14 protein-coding genes are annotated in these 18,428 nt (G+C 73.8%); 6 read left to right on the top strand and 8 right to left on the bottom strand.

Going from position 1 to position 18,428, the window contains the following annotated elements; genetic code table 11:
- Positions 1 to 168 precede the first annotated feature (168 nt).
- Complete coding sequence (locus D5H75_RS18255) at positions 169 to 2,304, top strand: hypothetical protein (protein ID WP_119927682.1); 2,136 nt, start codon at positions 169 to 171, stop codon at positions 2,302 to 2,304.
- Between the two features lie 253 nt (positions 2,305 to 2,557).
- Here the strand turns inward: D5H75_RS18255 and D5H75_RS18250 are convergent, their stop codons facing one another.
- On the bottom strand, positions 2,558 to 3,907 hold the full coding sequence (locus D5H75_RS18250) for a class II 3-deoxy-7-phosphoheptulonate synthase (protein ID WP_202638273.1): 1,350 nt from the start codon (positions 3,905 to 3,907) through the stop codon (positions 2,558 to 2,560).
- A 497-nt stretch (positions 3,908 to 4,404) separates the two neighbouring features.
- Here D5H75_RS18250 and D5H75_RS18245 point away from each other — a divergent pair, with 497 nt between their 5' ends.
- The gene (locus D5H75_RS18245; RefSeq protein ID WP_147425203.1) at positions 4,405 to 5,913 is read left to right on the top strand and encodes a hypothetical protein; all 1,509 of its coding nucleotides are present in this window, start codon (positions 4,405 to 4,407) and stop codon (positions 5,911 to 5,913) included.
- Between the two features lie 34 nt (positions 5,914 to 5,947).
- On the opposite strand, the gene D5H75_RS18240 is transcribed toward D5H75_RS18245, so the two are convergent.
- Positions 5,948 to 6,772 carry a 4'-phosphopantetheinyl transferase family protein gene (locus D5H75_RS18240; RefSeq protein ID WP_119927680.1) on the bottom strand — a complete coding sequence of 275 codons (825 nt, stop codon included), beginning with the start codon at positions 6,770 to 6,772 and terminating at the stop codon, positions 5,948 to 5,950.
- A gap of 122 nt (positions 6,773 to 6,894) precedes the next feature.
- Positions 6,895 to 7,533: an ACT domain-containing protein gene (locus D5H75_RS18235; protein WP_242454341.1), complete on the bottom strand. Its 639-nt coding sequence runs from the start codon at positions 7,531 to 7,533 to the stop codon at positions 6,895 to 6,897.
- A 231-nt stretch (positions 7,534 to 7,764) separates the two neighbouring features.
- On the opposite strand from D5H75_RS18235, the gene D5H75_RS18230 reads away from it, so the two are divergent.
- From D5H75_RS18230 to D5H75_RS18215, 4 genes are all read left to right on the top strand, one after another.
- Entirely contained in the window at positions 7,765 to 8,148 is a 384-nt protein-coding gene (locus D5H75_RS18230) for a hypothetical protein (RefSeq protein WP_119927678.1), read from the top strand.
- Positions 8,149 to 8,375: 227 nt separating this feature from the next.
- Positions 8,376 to 10,667, top strand: coding sequence for a protein translocase subunit SecD (gene secD, locus D5H75_RS18225; RefSeq protein WP_119927677.1), 2,292 nt, complete (start codon positions 8,376 to 8,378; stop codon positions 10,665 to 10,667).
- A gap of 194 nt (positions 10,668 to 10,861) precedes the next feature.
- Positions 10,862 to 11,182 carry a hypothetical protein gene (locus D5H75_RS18220; RefSeq protein ID WP_147425202.1) on the top strand — a complete coding sequence of 107 codons (321 nt, stop codon included), beginning with the start codon at positions 10,862 to 10,864 and terminating at the stop codon, positions 11,180 to 11,182.
- A gap of 166 nt (positions 11,183 to 11,348) precedes the next feature.
- On the top strand, positions 11,349 to 12,593 hold the full coding sequence (locus D5H75_RS18215) for an FAD-dependent oxidoreductase (protein WP_119927675.1): 1,245 nt from the start codon (positions 11,349 to 11,351) through the stop codon (positions 12,591 to 12,593).
- Positions 12,594 to 12,712: 119 nt separating this feature from the next.
- Here D5H75_RS18215 and D5H75_RS18210 read toward each other — a convergent pair whose 3' ends face one another.
- The 5 genes from D5H75_RS18210 to D5H75_RS18190 form a co-directional block, all read right to left on the bottom strand.
- Positions 12,713 to 13,735, bottom strand: a complete 1,023-nt coding sequence (locus D5H75_RS18210; protein ID WP_422674036.1) for a LacI family DNA-binding transcriptional regulator — start codon at positions 13,733 to 13,735, stop codon at positions 12,713 to 12,715.
- Positions 13,736 to 13,758: 23 nt separating this feature from the next.
- The gene (locus tag D5H75_RS18205) at positions 13,759 to 15,192 is read right to left on the bottom strand and encodes a GH1 family beta-glucosidase (protein WP_119927673.1); all 1,434 of its coding nucleotides are present in this window, start codon (positions 15,190 to 15,192) and stop codon (positions 13,759 to 13,761) included.
- On the bottom strand, positions 15,189 to 16,037 hold the full coding sequence (locus D5H75_RS18200) for a carbohydrate ABC transporter permease (protein WP_242454340.1): 849 nt from the start codon (positions 16,035 to 16,037) through the stop codon (positions 15,189 to 15,191). The genes D5H75_RS18205 and D5H75_RS18200 overlap by 4 nt, the downstream gene beginning before the upstream one ends.
- Positions 16,034 to 16,990 (bottom strand): carbohydrate ABC transporter permease, encoded by a 957-nt coding sequence (locus tag D5H75_RS18195; protein WP_119927672.1) that lies wholly within the window; start codon positions 16,988 to 16,990, stop codon positions 16,034 to 16,036. The genes D5H75_RS18200 and D5H75_RS18195 overlap by 4 nt, the downstream gene beginning before the upstream one ends.
- Positions 16,991 to 17,060: 70 nt before the next feature.
- Positions 17,061 to 18,398: an ABC transporter substrate-binding protein gene (locus D5H75_RS18190; RefSeq protein ID WP_119927671.1), complete on the bottom strand. Its 1,338-nt coding sequence runs from the start codon at positions 18,396 to 18,398 to the stop codon at positions 17,061 to 17,063.
- Between the last annotated feature and the right edge of the window lie 30 nt (positions 18,399 to 18,428).

The following is an 18,428-nucleotide window of genomic DNA, read 5'->3' as shown; positions in this document are numbered from 1 at the left end:
CAACCGTATCTCCCGAAGGGCCCCGATGGTCAGAGGGACTTCCGCGACATCAAACCGTGACAGCGTCCGGTAAAAGCGGAAAGTGCCATCTATTACTGTGTAGCCATCGAAATCGCGCGCCTGGTCAGGCTGTTCACCGTACTGCTGGCGATCGCGCTCGGGGGGACGGTGATCGCGCCCGTGCCGGCGCACGCCGCCGGGCCGCGGGTCGTCCTGATCGGCGTGCCCGGGCTCGCCTGGGATGACATCACCCCCGAAGGCGCCCCGGCGCTGCACGCCCTGACGGCGTCGGCCTCGCCCGGCGGCATCTCCGCCCGCGCCGTCGCCAACCCCTCCTGCCCGGTCGACGGCTGGCTCACGATCTCCGCCGGGACGCTCGCCGACGGCGCCGACGCCTCCTGCCCCTCGCCCCGCGAACCCGGCCCCGACCTGCGCGTCCCCGGGTGGGACACGCTGCGTGCGGTCAACGGCGCGACCATCTGGAAGCCCCCGCTCGGCCGCCTGGCCGACGCCGTCGCCCGCGCGGGGGGCTGCGTCACCGCCGTGGGCCCCGGGGCCGCGCTCGCCGCCGCCGACTCCACCGGGCGCGTCGCCCGCTACGCCCGCACGGTCGCCGAGGCCGACTTCGCCGCGTGCCCGGTCACGATCGTGGCCGCCGGGGAGATCGCCGAGGCGTACGCCGGAGGCCGGGAGGTCACCGCCGCGCGGCGCGCCGAGGCCGTACGACGGGCGGACGCGACCGTCGCCGCCGCCCTCGGCCGTGCCCCGGAAGGGGCGACGCGGCTGGTCACGGCGGTCTCCGACACCGAGGGGCCGCACCTGCGCCCGGCGTTCGCGCTCGGCCCCGCGCCGGGCGGGGGCGAGTTCGGGTCCCACGTGCTGACCTCGCCGAGCACCCGGCGCGCCGGGCTGGTCAAGGTCACCGACCTGACCTCGACCGTCCTGGACGCGGCGGGCGCGCCCCGGCCGGAGGGCCTGGCGGACGTCGCCTGGCGGCCCTCCGGCGTCGAGCGCGGGCCGGACACCGCCGGGCTCCTCTCCTCGGCCGACCGCCGCTCCCGGACCGTGCAGGACCTGGCCGGGCCGTTCTTCGTGGCCGTCGGGATCGCGCACCTGCTGGCGTACGGCCTGCTGGCCCTGGCGTACCGCCGTACGCGCGGGCACGGGGGACCCGGCCGCACGGCGGGCAACCCGCGGCGCGAACGCGTCCTCGCCGCCGCGCGGACGGCCGCCGTGGTGCTCGGGGCGGTGCCGGTGGCGATGCACCTGGTGAACCTGCTGCCGTGGTCGCTCGCGCCGGTCCCCGGGATCGGGCTGATCGCCGGGATCGCGCTGGTGGTGGCGGTGGTCGCAGCGTTCGCGCGCGGGCGGCGCGGGCCGCTGGGCCCGGCGGTGGCGATCGCGGCGGTGACGGCCGGCACGATCACGCTGGACCTGCTGACCGGGTCGAACCTGCAGATCGACAACTTCAACGGGCTGTACCCGATCAACGCGGGGCGGTCCTTCGGCCTGGGCAACGAGGCGTTCGCGGTCTACGTCACGGCGGTCCTGCTCGCGCTGGCCGCGCTGGGGGAGCGCCTGCGGGCGGCGGGCAGGCCCCGGTTCGCCGCCGCCGCCGTGCTCGTCCCCGGGCTGGGCGCGGTCGCGGTCGTGGGGTCGCCCTCGTGGGGCGCGGACTTCGGCGGCGTGCTGGCGCTGACCCCCGGCGTCCTGCTGCTGACCCTGCTCACGGCGCGGGTCCGGCTGACCGTCCGCCGCGTCGGCGGCGCGGTCGCGGCCGGCGCGGTGGCGGTCCTCGGCCTGGCCTGGCTGGACTCGCTGCGCCCGAGCCCCACGCACTTCGGCCTCTTCTGGGACGAACTCGTCACCGGCCGCGCCGGGGAGACGATCACCCGCAAGCTCGCCATGATGCTCGGCTCCCTCGGCGGCCCGTGGGCGACCCTGCTGGTGGTCCTCCCGGTCCTGGCGCTGACGCTCGCGATGGCGTACGGCACCCGCGCCGCCCCGCCCGCGCTGCGCGCCGCCTACGCCCAGGCCCCCGCCCTGCGCCACGCGCTCCTCGCGGTGTGGCTCACCATCGCCGCCGGGTTCGCCCTCAACGACTCCGGCGCCGCCGTACCCGGCCTCGCCCTCCTCCTCGCGTTCCCCCTCACCCTCTCCGCGGCCGCCACCGCCGCCTCACCTCCGCACCCGCCTCCCGTCCCCGCCGAACTCCCCGAGACCTCCGAGGACCTCCAGGCGCCGGGCCTCCCCAGGCCCGCGGAGCCCCCTCAAGACCGCCCGAAACCCCAGCCCATCTCCTGAGCCCGGCCCCCTCGGCCCCCTCCGTCGCCGTGATCACGCGGTTTCAAGCACACCCTGTGCGTAAAACCGCATGATCACGGCGAGGGGGAACCACCTGAGGAGTGGTCGCGGGGCGCGTGGATTCTCGGGATTCGCCCGGCTCCGGTGGCCCTGGGGGGCGGTGCGGCACCGAGCGTCTCCCTTCCGGGGTCGGCGCGGCATGCGAGAGCCCGCCACCGGGCCCCGGGCGGGGCGGGTGGCGGGCTCTCGGGGGTCAGTGGGTCTGGCGGTACATCTCGGCCACGAGGAAGGCGAGGTCCAGCGACTGGCTGCGGTTGAGGCGGGGGTCGCAGGCGGTCTCGTAGCGCTCGTGGAGGTCGGCCTCGGAGATCTCGGCGCCGCCGCCCACGCACTCGGTGACGTCGTCGCCGGTGAACTCGATGTGGATGCCGCCGGGGTGGGTCCCGAGGGCGCGGTGGACCTCGAAGAAGCCGGCGACCTCGTCGAGCACGTCGGTGACCCGGCGGGTCTTGTGGCCGCTGGGGGCCTCGAAGGTGTTGCCGTGCATCGGGTCGCAGATCCAGGCCACCTTCGCCCCGGTGGCGGTGACCTTCTCGACGAGCGTGGGCAGGGCGTCGCGCACGCGGGAGGCGCCCATGCGGGTGATGAACGTCAGCCGGCCCGGCTCGCGCTCGGGGTCGAGCTTCTCGATGAGCGCCAGGGCCTCCTCGGGCGTGGTCGTCGGGCCCAGCTTCACGCCGATCGGGTTGCGGATGTGCCGCAGGAACTCCACGTGCGCCCCGTCGAGCTGGCGCGTGCGCTCCCCGATCCAGACGAAGTGCCCCGACACGTCGTACGGCAGGCCCGTGCGCGAGTCGGTGCGGGTGAGCGCCCGGTCGTAGTCGAGGATCAGCGCCTCGTGGGAGGAGTAGAACTCCACGGTGTGGAACTCGGCCGGGTCCGCGCCGCAGGCCTGCATGAACGTCAGCGCCCGGTCGATCTCCCCGGCGAGCCGCTCGTAGCGCTGCCCGGCGGGGGACTCGGCCACGAAGTCCTGGTTCCAGGCGTGGACCTGGCGCAGGTCGGCGTAGCCGCCCATGGTGAACGCCCGCGCGAGGTTCAGCGTCACCGCCGCCGAGTGGTAGGCGCGCAGCAGGCGGCGCGGGTCGGGCGTGCGGGCCTCGGGGGTGAACTCGAACCCGTTGACCATGTCGCCCCGGTACGCCGGGAGCGTCACGCCGTCGCGCGTCTCGGTGGGCTTGGAGCGCGGCTTGGCGAACTGGCCCGCGATGCGCCCGATCTTGACCACCGGGACGCTCGCGGCGTACGTCAGGACGACCGCCATCTGGAGCAGCGTCTTGAGCTTGTTGCGCACGTCGCTCGCGGTCGCGCCGGCGAACGTCTCGGCGCAGTCCCCGCCCTGGAGGACGAACGCCTCACCGCGGGCCACGGCCGCGAGCCGGTCCTTGAGCTGGTCGCACTCGCCGGCGAACACGAGGGGCGGGAGCTGGGAGAGCTCGTCGACGACGGCCTTGAGCTCGCCCGGGTCGGGCCACTCCGGCTGCTGGACGGCGGGGAGGTCACGCCAGGTGTCGAGGTTGCTGTTGGTCGGAAGGACGCTCACGATGGACCAGGTTATTGCAGCGCCCGTCCCACGGGTAACGGCGTCCAGGTGCTGAGAATCCGGCCCGTCCGGAACGGCCACGCCGCCCGCCGTACGGCCGCCCGACCCCTTTTCCGAAAGGCGGACGACCGTAACCGGGATTCCGGCGTGAATTCCGGGCGGCCGGGCGGTGACCGGAAGGTTGACTCGCGCGGTCATGACCTCTCCGCGTCCGTATCCCCGCCCTCCGCGTTCCCGCGTGAAACGGAGCCGGGCGGTTCGCCGCGGCGAGCCCGCCCACGGTCCGGGTGATTTCCGGGAGTTCCGATGAGTGGCGGCGGCCCCGGTCGTGGGCACGTCGCGGGCGCCCGCCGTACGGCGCGGGCGGCGGCGCCGCCGATATCTAGATCGTTTTCCCGGTGTGACGGGGGAGCACTCCCGGGTGATTCTGACTCATCTGAAAAATAAGCAATTAACGGGTCCTGACAGAGATCGTGGCTCTTTCTATGCTTCGATACATGTCAGATGAGCCTGTGGCACCGGCCGGCCTCATCGAGGCATACGCCGACCGGCTGTACGACTACTGCCGGTCCCACCTGAGCGTGGAACGGGCCGAGAGCGTGGCCCGCGCGACGCTCCTGCAGGCCCGCGGCGACCCCGCCCTGCAGGAGGACCCGCGCGGCCTGCGCGCCGAGGTGTACGCCCGGGCGCGCGCCGCCTGCCTGGACGAGGAGACCGGGCCGCGCGGCGAGCTGGCGGCCGAGGCCACCGACGACGGGCGGCCCATGGCCCTGCTGGTCACCGAGGGGCTCGGCGGGCTCGGCCCGGTCGAACGCGAGGCGCTCGACCTGTCCGTACGGCATGAGCTGCGCCCGGACGAGGTGGGCCGGGTGCTGGGCGTGGACGCCGAGGCGGCGCGGCGGCTGCTCGCCGGAGCCGAGGACCGCCTCGAACGCTGGATGGCGGCCGTGGTGCTCGCCCGCGACGGGCGCTCGCCCTGCGTCCCCCTGTCGGAGCTGGTGCGTCAGTGGCTGGCCGAGCCGACGCCCGCGCTGCGGGCCCAGCTCAGCCGGCACGTGCGCTTCTGCGAGGTCTGCGACCGGGCCCCGCGCCTCGGCGTGCCCGCGCAGGCGCTGCTGCGGCGGCTGCCGCTGCGGCGGATGCCCGTGCGCGCTCCGGACGACCCGGACGAGGACTTCTGGGCGGTCGCGGCGGACGAGAGCGACCCGGAGAGCCGGCTGCGCGTGCGCCCGCTGGTCGTCGTGGCCGCCGCCTCCACGTTCGTGGTCGGGCTCGCGCTGGTCATGGGCGGCGAGTCGGACCGGCCCCCGGCGGTGTCGCCGCTGGCCCACGCGACCAGCACCCCGGAGAGCGAGCCGGTCCGGCCGCCGCAGAGCGCCGGGCCGCGGGCCCAGGGCACGGCGCTGCGGCCGCCGCTGTTCACGCCCGCGCCGATGGCCTCCGCCCCGGCCGAGCCGCCGCCCGCCTCGCCCGCGCCGCGCCTCGTGCTCCCCAAGCCGACCGCCCCCGAGACGGCGGTGCTCACGCCGGTGAAGGCGAAGGCGGGCAAGGCCCCCGAGCGCAAGGCGGGCGAGCGCGGCCAGGGCGCGTCGGCCCGGAGCCAGGGCGGCCGTCCCACCGGCAAGGCCCCGGCGGCCAGGACCCCCTCCCGCGACGACCCGCCTCCCAAGCGGCGCTCCCCGGTCAAGCCCAAGACCCCTCCCAAGACGCCCCCCAAGCCGCGCAAGCCCGTCTCGTCCGGCCGGCTGGCGCTGTCCACGGCGTACATCGGCATGGGCTCGGTCCGCAGCGCGCCGGTCACGATCACGGCCGTGGGCGGGCCGGTGAGCTGGTCGGCGTCCGGCGGCGGCGCGTTCGCCAGCCCGGGCGGCGGCAGCCTGGGCGCGGGCCAGAGCCGCAGCATCCGGATCGTGGTGTCCGGCTGCGGCGAGGGCTCGGCGACGGTCGTCTTCTCCTGGCGGGGCGGCAGCCGGGGCATCCGCGTCGTCTGGGACCGGTGCCAGTGACGGTGTCCTGACCACCCGGTTCCGAGGAGGGCGATCAGCCCGGCGCGAGGAGGGCCGAGCCGTCGTGTTCGCTCACGCGCGGCTCGGCGCCCAGGACCGCCAGGGCCGCGACGTGGCCCGGGGGCGGCGTGAGGTCGCGCAGGGCGACGTCGAGGCTGGGCCGGTGCGGCCAGGAGAGCAGGCGCGGGGGCTCGTCCCCGCGCGTGAGCGTGAGCGAGGTGAGGCCGCCGGACAGGCCGTCGCCGGTGGCCTTCAGGAGCGCCTCCTTCCGGCTCCAGGAGGTCAGCAGGGCCAGGACGGGGTCGGCGGGAGGCCGCCCGGCCAGTTCCTCGCGCTCCCGCGCCGACAGGGCCATGCGCGCCAGCGAGGAGTGGTCGCCGAGGGTCTTCACCAGCTCCACGTCCACGCCCAGCTCCACACCCGCACCCGCGCCTGCGTCAGCGCCCACACCCGCACCCGCACCCGCACCCGCGCCCGCGCCCGTGCCCCTGCCCCTGCCCCTGCCCGGGGGAGCGTCCCGCCCAGCCCCCGCCCCGGCGTCGCCGGCCAGCGCGACGACCACGGCCTCGCCGGAGTGGGACAGGGAGAACGCGGGCCCCCCGTCCACCGCGGGCTTGCCGTGGTCGGACGCGCCGCAGGTGCGGCAGCTCACCACGTACTCGACGGAGGCCGGCTCGATCCCGAGGCGGCGTCCCAGGAGCAGGCGGGCCAGCGCGTGCGACGCGAGATACCGGTCGCGGTCCTCCTCCCGCCGGAACCGGGACCAGCGCTCCCGCTCCCCGGGGTCGAGCAGCGGCAGCAGATGGGGCCCGGCCGCGCCGCGCGGCGCCCACCACACCTCGACGTCCAGATCCCGCACTCCGCCCTCCGTCCCGCGCCGGCGTCGCCGCCGCACCGCCGCGCCCCGCTCCGCCGTACGCCCTGGGGCCGTACGGCGGGCGGCGCCGAGGCACACGGTATCCCGGCGCGGCCGGGCCCGCCTCAGATCCGGGCGGGGGCCGGGGCCATGACGGCGACGAGGTCGGCGATGCGGGACAGGCGTTCGAGCTCGGCGGGGTGGAAGGACGGCCCCGACTCGCGGGCGGCGATCACGCGGGCCTCCTCCAGCGGGACGCACATGTAGTGCACGCCGCCCCGGCTGTGCAGTTGCGGGCGGGGGAGCGAGGAGTCCGGTAGCACGGGCTCGTCGGGGGCCTGCCAGCTCCGGTGCGCCACCGCGCCGTCCCCGGACACCGCCACCGCCCAGTCCGCGCTGACCAGGTGCGGCACGGCGTCCACCAGGGCCGGCAGCGCCCGCTGGGGCTCGGCGGCGACGTGGGCGAACAGGTCGTAGTCGGGCAGCGCGCCGGGCGCCTCCCGGGCCACCCAGCTCCCTTCCACGCGCACCCCGGGGAGCGCGCCGATCCGCTCGGCCACATCCGCGCCGGGGTCGCGGCCGGCCACGATCGACGCGGACGGCAGGGAGACGGTGAAGTCGTCCACGGCTCGGCCGGTCTCCCGTTCCAGCACCGTGACCTGCAGGATGTCCGCCCCGAGCACGCCCAGCACCCGGGCGACGTGCCCGAGCGTGCCCGGCCGGTCCGGCATCGAGACCCTGAGCCGCAGCAGCAACTGCCTCACCTCCGTCTGGCGTCCTGGGCAACCGAGTGTGACCTGGATACGTTTCCGCGGAGTTACCGGCGTATGCCGGAAAAGTTCGAAATTTACTGATTTGGCCAAAACCCTCGCCGTGACCAGAACCCGGATAGAAGGGATCTTTGGCATCGGAAGAGGACGGGGGCCCGGCACGGCACTAGGCTGTGCGGACAACCGGCGCGAGCGGCGCGGCGGGCACGTGATCAGGAGGCGGGTGTGGAGCGTCGTCGCGCGTTCCCCGCGGCCCTCATCCGCGCCCTGCTCGCGATCCTGCTCTCGTCCGGCCTCGCGGGGCTGGCCCACCGCGCCACCGAGGCCGCCGTCCAGGCGGGCAACGGCCCCGCCTGGGACACCTCGGGGGAGCCCGCCGACAACGCGGCCGGTGCGCCCATCCGCAGCGCCAAGCACGCCGGGGTCCTGGCCCACGCCGTGCAGACCGGCGCGCACGCCTCGCCGGCGGGGCTGCTCACCCCGTCCCCCCGGCCCGCGGGGCCGGGCCGCGCGCACCGGGCCGCGCCCGCTACGGGCCCGGACGCGCTCCCGTCCGTGCATGTGGGCGCCACGCCGGGCCGGTCCCCGCCGCGCGCCGCGAATCCCTGACGCGTCCGGCGCGCCGCCCCTGACCGGCGACGCGCGCCGCCGTCCCCCGCGCCGCACCCCGGCCGGGGCGCCCCGCCGTACCGCCTGACCGGGCGGCCGCGCGGCCGCGCCCCGAGCCGTGGACGCGACGCCGTACGACCGCGCCGCGGCCCCCGCGACACCTCGCCGGGAGCGGCGCGCTCCGCCGTACCGAAGATCCAGACCGTCACCGATTCGTGGAGGCTCTCGTGTCTCGCGCCGCCATGGTGCGGGCGCTCCTCGCGCTTGCCGTCATCGCGGGATCCCTGTGGATCACGCTCACCCAATCGCCGCGCCTAGGGCTCGACCTGCGCGGCGGCACCCAGCTCGTCTTCGAGACCAAGGACTCGCCGACCGTCAAGGCCAACGCCGAGTCCACCGACCGCACCCTGGAGGTCCTGCGCAGGCGCGCCGACGCGCTCGGGGTCGCCGAGCCCACGCTCGTGCGCTCGGGCGAAAAGCGCATCGTCGTCGAACTGCCCGGCGTCCAGGACCCCCGCAAGGCCGCCGAGGTCATCGGCAAGACCGCCCAGCTCACCTTCCACGCCGTGAAGGGGGTCGGCGACGACAAGACCAAGCCCGGCCCCGGCGAGCAGCTCGTCGCGGACGAGAGCGGGCAGAAGCTGCTGCTCGGCCCCGCCGCCCTCACCGGGGACGGCGTGAGCAAGGCCGAGGCCGGCATCGACTCGCAGGGCACGGGCGCCTGGTTCGTCCAGGTGCAGTTCCGCGACAGCGGGGACAAGGCCTGGGTCAAGCTCACCGGCGACGCCGCGTGCAAGCAGCCGGGCGACCCGGCCCGGCGCGTCGCCATCGTCCTCGACAACAAGATCATCTCTTCGCCGCAGGTCACCGAGTCCATCCAGTGCCAGGTCGGCATCCAGGGCGGCACCACCCAGATCACCGGCTCGTTCACCGGTGAGGAGGCCAACGAGCTGGCCATCCTCATCCAGGGCGGCGCGCTGCCCGTGCCCGTCACCATCGTCGAGCAGCGGACCGTCGGCCCCACGCTGGGCGCCGCCGCCATCGACGCCAGCTTCGGCGCCGGGATCATCGGCGTCGCGCTGACCGGGCTGTTCATCATCGTGATGTACCGCCTGTCCGGGTTCCTGGCCACGGTCGCGCTCGCGTCGTACGCGCTCATCTCCTACGCCGTGCTCGTCGCTCTCGGGGCGACGCTCACCCTGCCCGGCCTGGCCGGGTTCGTCCTGGCGATCGGCATGGCGGTGGACGCGAACGTGCTGGTCTTCGAACGCGCCAGGGAGGAGTACGCCGAGAAACCCGAGCGCGGGCTGCACAAGGCGCTGCTCGCCGGGTTCCGCAACGCCTGGAGCGCCGTCGCCGACTCCAACGTGACCACGGTGCTCGCCGCCGGGCTGCTGTTCTTCCTGGCCTCGGGCCCCGTGCGCGGCTTCGGCGTCACCCTGACCATCGGTGTGCTCGCCTCCATGGTCTCGGCCATGCTGATCACCCGCGTCCTGACCGAGACGACGATGAAGCGCCGCTTCGTCGGCACCCGCCCGGTCATCACCGGCATCGGCAACACCGGCGCCGTCCGCCAGTGGCTCACCCGCCGGAACTTCGACCTGATGTCCCGGCGCAAGCTGTGGCTGGCGATCTCCGGGGCCGCCCTCGTGCTCGCCGTCGCCGGCATCGCGGTCAAGGGCCTGAACCTGGGCATCGAGTTCACCGGCGGCCGCCTGATGGAGTACTCCACCAGCCAGACGCTCAGCGCCGACCGTGCCCGCGAGCTGGTCAGCGGGGCCGGGTTCTCCAACGCCGTCGTGCAGAACTCCGACGACGGCATCTCGGTCCGCACCGGCCAGATCGGCAACGACGACCAGGAGCGCATCCGCGCCGCCCTGGCCACCGAGGGCGGGAACGTCGTCAAGCTGCGCGACGAGCTGATCGGCCCGTCCCTCGGCGACGAGCTCCGGCAGAACGCCCTCATCGCCCTGGCCGTGGCCCTGCTCGCCCAGCTCCTCTACCTGGCCGTCCGGTTCCGCTGGACGTTCGGCCTGGCCTCGGTGCTGGCCATGTTCCACGACGTGGCGATCGTGGTCGGCGTCTTCGCCTGGCTGGGCAAGCCGATCGACGGCGTGTTCCTCGCGGCGATCCTCACCGTCGTCGGCTACTCGGTCAACGACAAGGTCGTCGTCTTCGACCGCGTCCGCGAGATGTGGGGGGCCGACCGCACCGGGATCTTCGCCCGCATCGCCAACTCGGCGATCCTGCAGACGGTCCCGCGTACGGTGAACACCGGCCTCGGCGCGCTGTTCATCCTGGCCGCCCTCGCCGTCCTCGGCGGCGACTCGCTGCGCGACTTCGCCATCGCCCTCCTGGTCGGCATCGGGGTCGGCACCTGGTCCTCCGCCTTCACCGCCACGCCCCTGGCGATCGTCCTGGAGAAGCGCAACTCCGCGCCGCCGCCCAAGCCGGTCCGCGCCGCCAAGCCCAAGCCCACCCGCTACGCCGACCGCCGGGACTCCGGCGCCGTCGTCTGACCCACCCCGCCCGGCGCCCCCGCCTCCACCAGGAGCCGGGGGCGCCCCCATCTCCACCCCCGACGCCCCCGTACGCCCCGGGAGGGCCCGGCGGCGCCGTACACCACCGGAAGCACCGGCCACACACCTCGGGCGGGCGGAGCACCACGCCGGGGAAGAGCCGTCCGTGCCTCGCGGGTGAGCGGCTGTGCGAGATGTTGGGACGGCATGGGTGGGGGGTCGCGGCGGGGGTCGCGGGCAATCCGGGCGCCTCGGCGGGGTTGCTGGAGGCGGTGGTACGGCGGGCGCCCGCGCGCGAGGCGCTGAAGCGGGTCGCCCGCCATCCGAACGCGAGTCCGGCGGCCCTCGCGGTGTGCCTCACCGACGAGTACGCGCGCCCCCTGGCCGCCGCCCACCCCGCCCTCCCGGTCCCGGTCCTGGTCGCGCTGCTGGGCGACGAGGACGAGGCGGTCGCGGAGGCCGCCGCCGCGAACCCCTCGCTGCCACCCGCCGAGATGGCCCGGCTGATCCCCTGACCGGGCCCGGGAGCAGGCGATCGCCCCCCGCGCGGGGGGCGCTTCCGTTCTCAGGGACCGGGAGGAGGGGGCGCGGGAAGAGGGGAGGACGGGGGTGGACAGGGCAGGGGTCGGGTGTGATGATGTTATTCATCAGGCGTTGAATTCCTAGTCCGGGAGGTGCGCTATGGGGCGCATCGAGACGACGACCGTGGCCATCGCCGGGGGCGGGCCCGCCGGGGCGATGCTGGCGCTGCAGCTCGCCCGCGCCGGGGTCGAGGTGGTGCTGCTGGAGAAGCACGCCGACTTCCTGCGCGACTTCCGCGGCGACACCATCCACCCCTCGACCCTGCAGGTCCTCGACGAGCTGGGGCTCGCCGAGGAGTTCCACCGGATCCCGCACCGCAAGACGCGGCGCATCAGCGTCTACACCGACGAGGGGATCCAGCCGTTCGCCGGGCTGGAGAACATCCCCGGGAAGTACAAGTACGTCGCGTTCGTCCCGCAATGGGACTTCCTCAACATGATCACCGAGAACGCCAAGCGCTACCCGACGTTCAAGCTGGTCATGCGGGCCGAGGCGTACGACGTGATCCGCGAGGGGCAGGCCGTGCGCGGGCTGCGCTACCGCGACGCCGAGGGCGAGCACGAGCTGCGCGCCACGCTCACGGTGGCCGCCGACGGGCGCGACTCCCGCATCCGGCGGATGGCCGCGCTGGTGCCCACCGACATCGGAGCGCCGATGGACGTGGTCTGGTTCCGCGTCGACCGGGGCGAGGGCGACCCGCCCGACTCGTTCCTGCGCATCTCCAGCGGCTACATGATGGCGGCGATCAACCGCGAATCCTACTGGCAGTTCGCCTACATCATCCCCAAGGGGGCGGCCGGGGAACTGCGCGAGGCCGGCGTCGAGGCGTTCCGCGACCGCGTGCGCGGGCTGCTGCCGTTCCTCGGCGACCGGGTCGGGCAGGTCCGGGCCTGGGACGACACGAGCGTGCTGCGCGTGCAGGTCAACCGGCTGCGCCGCTGGCACCGGGAGGGGCTGCTGTGCATCGGGGACGCCGCCCACGCCATGTCGCCGGTGTTCGGCGTCGGCATCAACCTGGCCGTGCAGGACGCCGTGGCCGCCGCGAACGCGCTGGCCGGGCCGCTGCGGCGCGGGGGACCCGTCCCGCGCTCGGTGCTCGCCCGCATCCAGCGCCGCCGCATGCCGCCGACCGTCATCACGCAGGAGGCGCAGCGGTTCGTGCAGAACCAGGTGATCAAGCGGGTGTTCGAGGGCGACACCCCGCCCCCGGCCGTGTTCCGCCTGATCCCCCGGGTGCCGCTGGTCCGTGACCTGATCCCGCTGTTCGTCGGCCACGGCGTGCTGCCCGAGCACGTCCGCACCCCCGAGGCGCTGACCCCGGCCCCGGTCGCCCAGCGGGCCTGACCCGGCCGTACGGCCCCGCGGCCGCGCGACCTGACGCCCGTACGGCCGTAGGGCCCGCGCCGTAACGGGCACACGGCCCCGGGCCGTACGGGCGCGGGGCCGGGGGCGAGCGCGGGCGGTCAGGCGGAGGCGCGGACCACCAGGTGCGTGTCGAGTATGAGCACCGACTGCTCGGAGCGCTCCCCGTTGATGCGGGTGACGAGCAGGTGGGCCATCTGGCGGCCCATCTGCTCGGCCGGCTGGTGCACGGTGGTCAGCGGCGGGTCGGCGTGGGCGGCGACGGGGGAGTCGTCGAAGCCGATCACCGCCACGTCCCCGGGAATGCTGCGGCCCTGCTCGCGCAGCACCCGCATCGCCCCCACCGCCATCGGGTCCGAGGCCGTGAACACCGCGTCCAGGTCCCCGTGCTCCGCCAGCAGGGCGCGCATCGCCTCGACGCCGCTCTGCTCGCTGAAGTCGCCGTACGCCACCAGCTCCGGCAGCTCCGCAGCCGCCAGCGCGTCGCGGTACCCGGCGAGGCGGTCCACGCCCACCCCCATGTCCTGCGGGCCGGCGATCGCCGCGATGCGCCGCCGCCCCCGCTCGGCCAGGTAGCGCACCGCCTGCCGCGCGCCGGCCCGGTTGTCGGCGTCCACGTAGCTGACGCTGGCCGCGCCCGGGGGACGCCCGCCGAGCACGACCGGCACGCCGATGCGCTCCAGCCGTTCCCACAGCGGGTCGCCCCCGTGCATCGAGATCATCAGCACGCCGTCCACGTGCCGCCCCGCCAGGTAGGTCTCCAGCCGCTCGTGGTCCTCCCGCGTCTGCGCCATCGCCAGGATGAGCTGCAGCCCGGTCTCCGACAGCGCCGACCCGATGCCGCGGATGATCCCCGCGAAGTACGGCTCCGCGAAGATCCGCTCCTCCGACTCCGAGACGACCAGCGCGACCGTGTCCGTACGGCGGGTCACGAGCGACCGCGCGGCGCGGTTGGGGACGTACCCCAGCTCCTCGACGGCGCGCAGCACCGCGTCGCGGGCCTTCGCGCTCACCTTCGGCGACCCGTTGATCACCCGGGAGACCGTGCCCCGGCCGACCCCGGCCCGCGCGGCGACCGCCTCCAGGGTCGGCCGCCCGCTCACCGGCTGGTGTTCCGCGCCCACCGCACGCCCCCCTTCCGAAACGCTCATTCTGCCGGAGCCCGGCGCGCCTTGATCACCTCCGCGTACCAGCGCGCGCTGTCCTTGGGGATCCGTCGCTGGGTCGCGAAGTCAACGTAGACGAGGCCGAAGCGCTTGCCGTAGCCCCACGCCCACTCGAAATTGTCGAGGAAGGTCCACGCGAAGTATCCGATCAGCGGCACGCCCTGTTCCACCACGTCGCGGCAGGCCCGCAGGTGGGCGTCCAGGTAGGCCAGCCGCTCCCCGTCGTGCACCTCGCCGTCAGGGGAGACCTCGTCGTCGAAGGCCGCGCCGTTCTCCGTCACCGCCAGCTCGACGCCGGGGTAGTCCCGCGCCAGCCGTACCAGGATCTCCGACAGGCCGGTCTCGTCGATCTCCCAGTTCATGTTGGTGACGGGGAGGTCGTTGGACAGGAAGCTCACGTGCTCGCTGCCCACCCAGGGGGAGCCGGCGCCGGTGGGGGCCGCCGAGGCGTTCTCCTTGCCGGTGCCCGGCGTGCCGCTCACCCGGTAGCGGCTGTAGTAGTTGATGCACAGCGTGTCGATCGGGACCGAGATCGTCGCCAGGTCGCCCTCGCGGATGAACTCCTCGGGGGCGGTCACGGCGCTCAGGTCCTCCAGCACGTCCGCCGGGTAGGCCCCGCGCAGCACCGCGTCGGCGAAGAACCGGTTCTGCAGCCCGTCGATGCGCCGGGCCGCGTCCCGGTCGGCCTCGCTGTCGCTGGCGGGGGCCACCGGGTAGAAGTTCAGCCCGACCCCGATCCGCGCGCTCGCGCTGCGCGCCCTGATCGCCTGCGCCGCCAGGCCGTGCCCGAGCATCAGGTGGTGGGCCGCGTGTACGGCGGCGCGGGGCTCCCGGCGGCCCGGGGCGTGCTCACCCGAGGCGTACCCCACGAAGGCGGCGCACCAGGGCTCGTTCACGGTGATCCAGTTGGACACGCGGTCGCCCAGCGCGCCGTGCACGACGTCGGCGAACTCCGCGAACCGGTACGCCGTGTCGCGGTTCGGCCAGCCGCCCGCGTCCTCCAGCGGCTGCGGCAGGTCCCAGTGGTAGAGCGTGATCCACGGCTCGATGCCCGCCTCCAGCAGGGCGTCCACGAGCCGCCGGTAGAAGTCGAGCCCGGCCTCGTTCACCGCCCCCGAGCCCGCCGGCACGATCCGCGGCCAGGCCACCGAGAACCGGTACGCCGTCAGGCCCAGCTCGGCCATCAGCCGCACGTCCTCGCGGTAGCGGTGGTAGTGGTCGGACGCGACCTCGCCGGTGTCGCCGCCGACCACCTTGCCCGGGGTGTCCGCGAAGGTGTCCCAGATCGAGCGCCCCCGCCCGTCGGCGGAGACCGCCCCCTCCACCTGGTAGGCGGAGGTGGCGGCGCCCAGCGTGAACCCGGTGGGGAGCACGGGCGGGGCGTCGACGCGGCCGGGGGTCCATTGCGTGGTCACGCTTTCACGGCACCTTCCATGAGTCCGCCGACGATCTGGCGGCCGAACAGGACGAAAATGAAGAGCAGGGGGACGACGGACAGCGCCGTGCCCATGAAGATCAGCGGATAGTCGTTGGTGTACTGGCCGTTGAGGTTGCTGATCGAGAGCTGCACCGTCGGGTTCTGCGGGTCCAGCACGACCAGCGGCCACATGAACTCGTTCCAGGTCTGCATGAAGACCAGCAGCGCGAGCACCGCCATGCCCGGCCGTACGGCGGGCAGCACGACGTTCCACCAGATGCGCATCGTGGCGGCACCGTCCACCCGGGCGGCCTCGACCAGCTCGTCGGGCACGGCCTGGGTGGTGTACTGCGTCATCATGAAGACGCCGAAGCCGTTGACGAGGAACGGCAGGATGACGGCCTTGAGCGTGCCGTTCCACTCCAGCTCCACCATCATCAGGTAGAGGGGGACGACGCCCATCTGCTGGAGCGGCACCATCATCGTGATGAGGATCGTCAGCAGCAGCACCTTCGCGCCGCGGAAGCGGAGCTTGGCGAAGGCGAACCCGGCCAGCGTCGAGATGGCCACGACCGACAGGGTGACGGTGGCCGCCACGATGAACGAGTTGGCCAGGCCCAGCAGGAAGTGGGCCTCCTCGGCGTCCAGCAGGCGCTGGACGTTCTCGCCGAGCCGGCCGCCGGGCAGCAGCGGGGGCGGCACGTCCACGGCCTCGTCGTTGGTCCGGGTCGCGATGATGATCATGAAGTAGAGCGGGAACGCCGACAGCAGGACGCCGAGGGCGAGGGTGATCTTCGTGAGGGGGCCGGCGTGCCAGACGCGACTCCCGGTCGCGGTGCTCACTTTCCGCCTCCGATCCGTCGTGCCAGCGAGTAGTTGACGAGGGCGCCGATCAGGATCAGCGCGAACAGCAGCCAGGCCGCGGCGGCGCCGTACCCGTAGTCGAACTCCCGGAAGGCCTCCTTGTAGATCAGCATCGCGACGGTCTGGAACTGGCCGTCGGTGCCGCCGTCGGCGAGCCCGCCGTCGAAGATCATCGGCTCGGCGAAGAGGGTGAAGCCGCCGATCGTGGAGACGAAGACCGTGAAGATGATCGTGGGGCGCAGCATCGGGACGGTGATCTGCCAGAACTGCCGGCGGGGGGAGGCCCCGTCCAGCTCGGCCGCCTCGTACACGTCGCGCGGGATGGTCTGCATGGCGGCGAGGTAGATGATCGCGTTGTAGCCGGTCCACCGCCAGTCGACCATGGACGCGATCGCGATCCAGGAGGACCACTTCTCGCCCTGCCAATGGATGTTGTCCACCCCGAACAGCCCGAGGAACCAGTTGATCAGGCCGTAGTCGCGCTGGTAGAGCTGGCTGAACACGACCGCCACCGCGACGACCGAGGTCACCATCGGCAGCAGGATGGAAAGGCGCAGGAACAGCCGCGCCCGCAGCCGCTTGTTCAGGGCGTTGGCCAGCATCAGCGCCAGCACGAGCTGCGGGACGGTGGACAGCGCGAAGATGCCGATGGTGTTCAGGACGGCGTTCCAGAACACCGGGTCGGAGATCAGGTAACCGTAGTTTTCCAGGCCCAGGAACGTCTTGTCCCCGGCGAGCTCCCAGTCGTGGAGCGAGACCCAGGCCGTGTAGACCAGCGGGAACACGCCGAAGATCGCGAAGAGCAGGAAGTACGGCGCGACCAGGACGTAGCCGCTGGCGCGCAGGTCCAGCCAGGACAGCAGGCGCCGCCCGCGGGCGGGAGGGGGCGGGGCCGCGCGCTCGGCGGGCGGCGCCGCGACGTGGAGGGTCATCGTGGTCCTTTCGACGTGCGCTGGGGTGACCGGCCCGCTGCCGGGCCGGTCACCCCAGGCGCGGCTCCGGTCAGCGCGCCGCGCTCTTGCCCGCGTCGAGGAAGCGCTGCCAGGCCTGGTCGTACTTGATCGAGCCCTGGTCCATGCCCTCGACCACCCGGCCCACCGCGGCCTTCACCGCCGCGTGGTCCTTGCCCAGGAAGACCGGCTGGAGGCTGGTGACGGAGGCGGTGAAGATCTTGCCCACGGGGGCGTTGTTGAAGTACTCACTGGTGAGCCCGGTCACCGCCGCGTCCTGCTGGGCGGGCAGCGAGCTGGGCAGGCCCTTGGCCTCCTTGAAGGCGCCGATGTGGCCGTCCTTGCTGGTGAGGAAGTTCAGCAGGTCCGCGGCCTCCTTGGGGTGCTTGCTCTGCTTGGGCACCGCCAGCCAGGAGCCGCCCCAGTTGCCGCCGCCGCCCGGGACCGCCGCGACGTCCCACTGGCCCTTGCCCTCCGCGCCGGTCTTCTCCTCGATGATGCCGAGCATCCACGAGGGGCAGGCGATCGTGGCGAACTGGCCCTTCTTGAAGCCGGTGTCCCACGTCGGGTCGAAGGCGCGCAGCTTGGCCGTCAGACCGGCCTTGCTGACCTGCTGCACGTAGTCGAACGCGGCCTTGACCGCCGGGTTCTTGTCCACGACGAGCTGGTTCTGCTTGTCGAAGTAGGTGATGTTGCCGTTCTTGGCGGCCTCCTGCGCGAGCACGGCCTCATAGACCGTGTTCGGGCCGTCGACGAACTTCGGGTCGTCCTTGCCGGTGTTCTTGGCCGCGAACTTCTTGCCGGTCTCCAGGTAGCCGTTCCAGTCCGGCCAGAGCTTGGCGACCTCCTCGCGGTCGGTGGGCAGGCCGGCCTTCTCGAACAGGTCCTTGCGGTAACACATGTTCAGGCCGCCGACGTCGGTGCCGAGGGCGAACAGCTTGCCCTCGGAGTTGATCCCGGCCTGCCACTTGAAGGGCGGGAACTCCGACTCGCGCTTGTCCAGGCCGAACTGCGCCAGGTCCGTGAAGTAGCCGGGGTTCGCGGCCATGAGGCCCATCGCGCCCTCGTCGATGCCGATGACGTCGCCCGCGCCCCGCCCGGCGTTGAGCCACTGCGTCATGCGGGGGAGGTACTGGTCCTCGAACCGCTGGACGATCCGGTGCTCGATCTTGATGTTCGGGTGGGCCTGCTGGTACTGGTCGATCAGCGCCTTGTAGCCGAAGTTGCCGAAGGTGTCGAGCGTCAGCGTGATCTTCCCGCCGCTCTCGCCGCCGGACTTGCCGGCGCCGCCGCCGCTCTCGCCGCCGCCGCCGCAGGCCGCGGCCGCGAGCAGGGCGGTCAGCGCCGCCGCGACCGCGGCGAATCTTCCGTGCCGCCTGTCGATCCTCATCGCGGACCCCTCTCAGGTCTCTGCCAACTG

It is taken from the genome of Bailinhaonella thermotolerans (genome assembly GCF_003594875.1).
In the GTDB taxonomy this organism is placed as follows: domain Bacteria; phylum Actinomycetota; class Actinomycetes; order Streptosporangiales; family Streptosporangiaceae; genus Bailinhaonella; species Bailinhaonella thermotolerans.
Note: the sequence above shows the minus strand (reverse complement) of the source record. Positions and strands in the feature narration are given on the sequence as shown.

Bases quoted from the DNA above. Each gene is read 5' to 3' on its own strand.
- D5H75_RS18245 (WP_147425203.1), top strand. From the start codon at position 4,405: ATGTCAGATGAGCCTGTGGCACCGGCCGGCCTCATCGAGGCATACGCC.
- D5H75_RS18220 (WP_147425202.1), top strand. From the start codon at position 10,862: ATGTTGGGACGGCATGGGTGGGGGGTCGCGGCGGGGGTCGCGGGCAAT.
- D5H75_RS18215 (WP_119927675.1), top strand. From the start codon at position 11,349: ATGGGGCGCATCGAGACGACGACCGTGGCCATCGCCGGGGGCGGGCCC.
- D5H75_RS18195 (WP_119927672.1), bottom strand. From the start codon at position 16,990: ATGACCCTCCACGTCGCGGCGCCGCCCGCCGAGCGCGCGGCCCCGCCC.
- D5H75_RS18190 (WP_119927671.1), bottom strand. From the start codon at position 18,398: ATGAGGATCGACAGGCGGCACGGAAGATTCGCCGCGGTCGCGGCGGCG.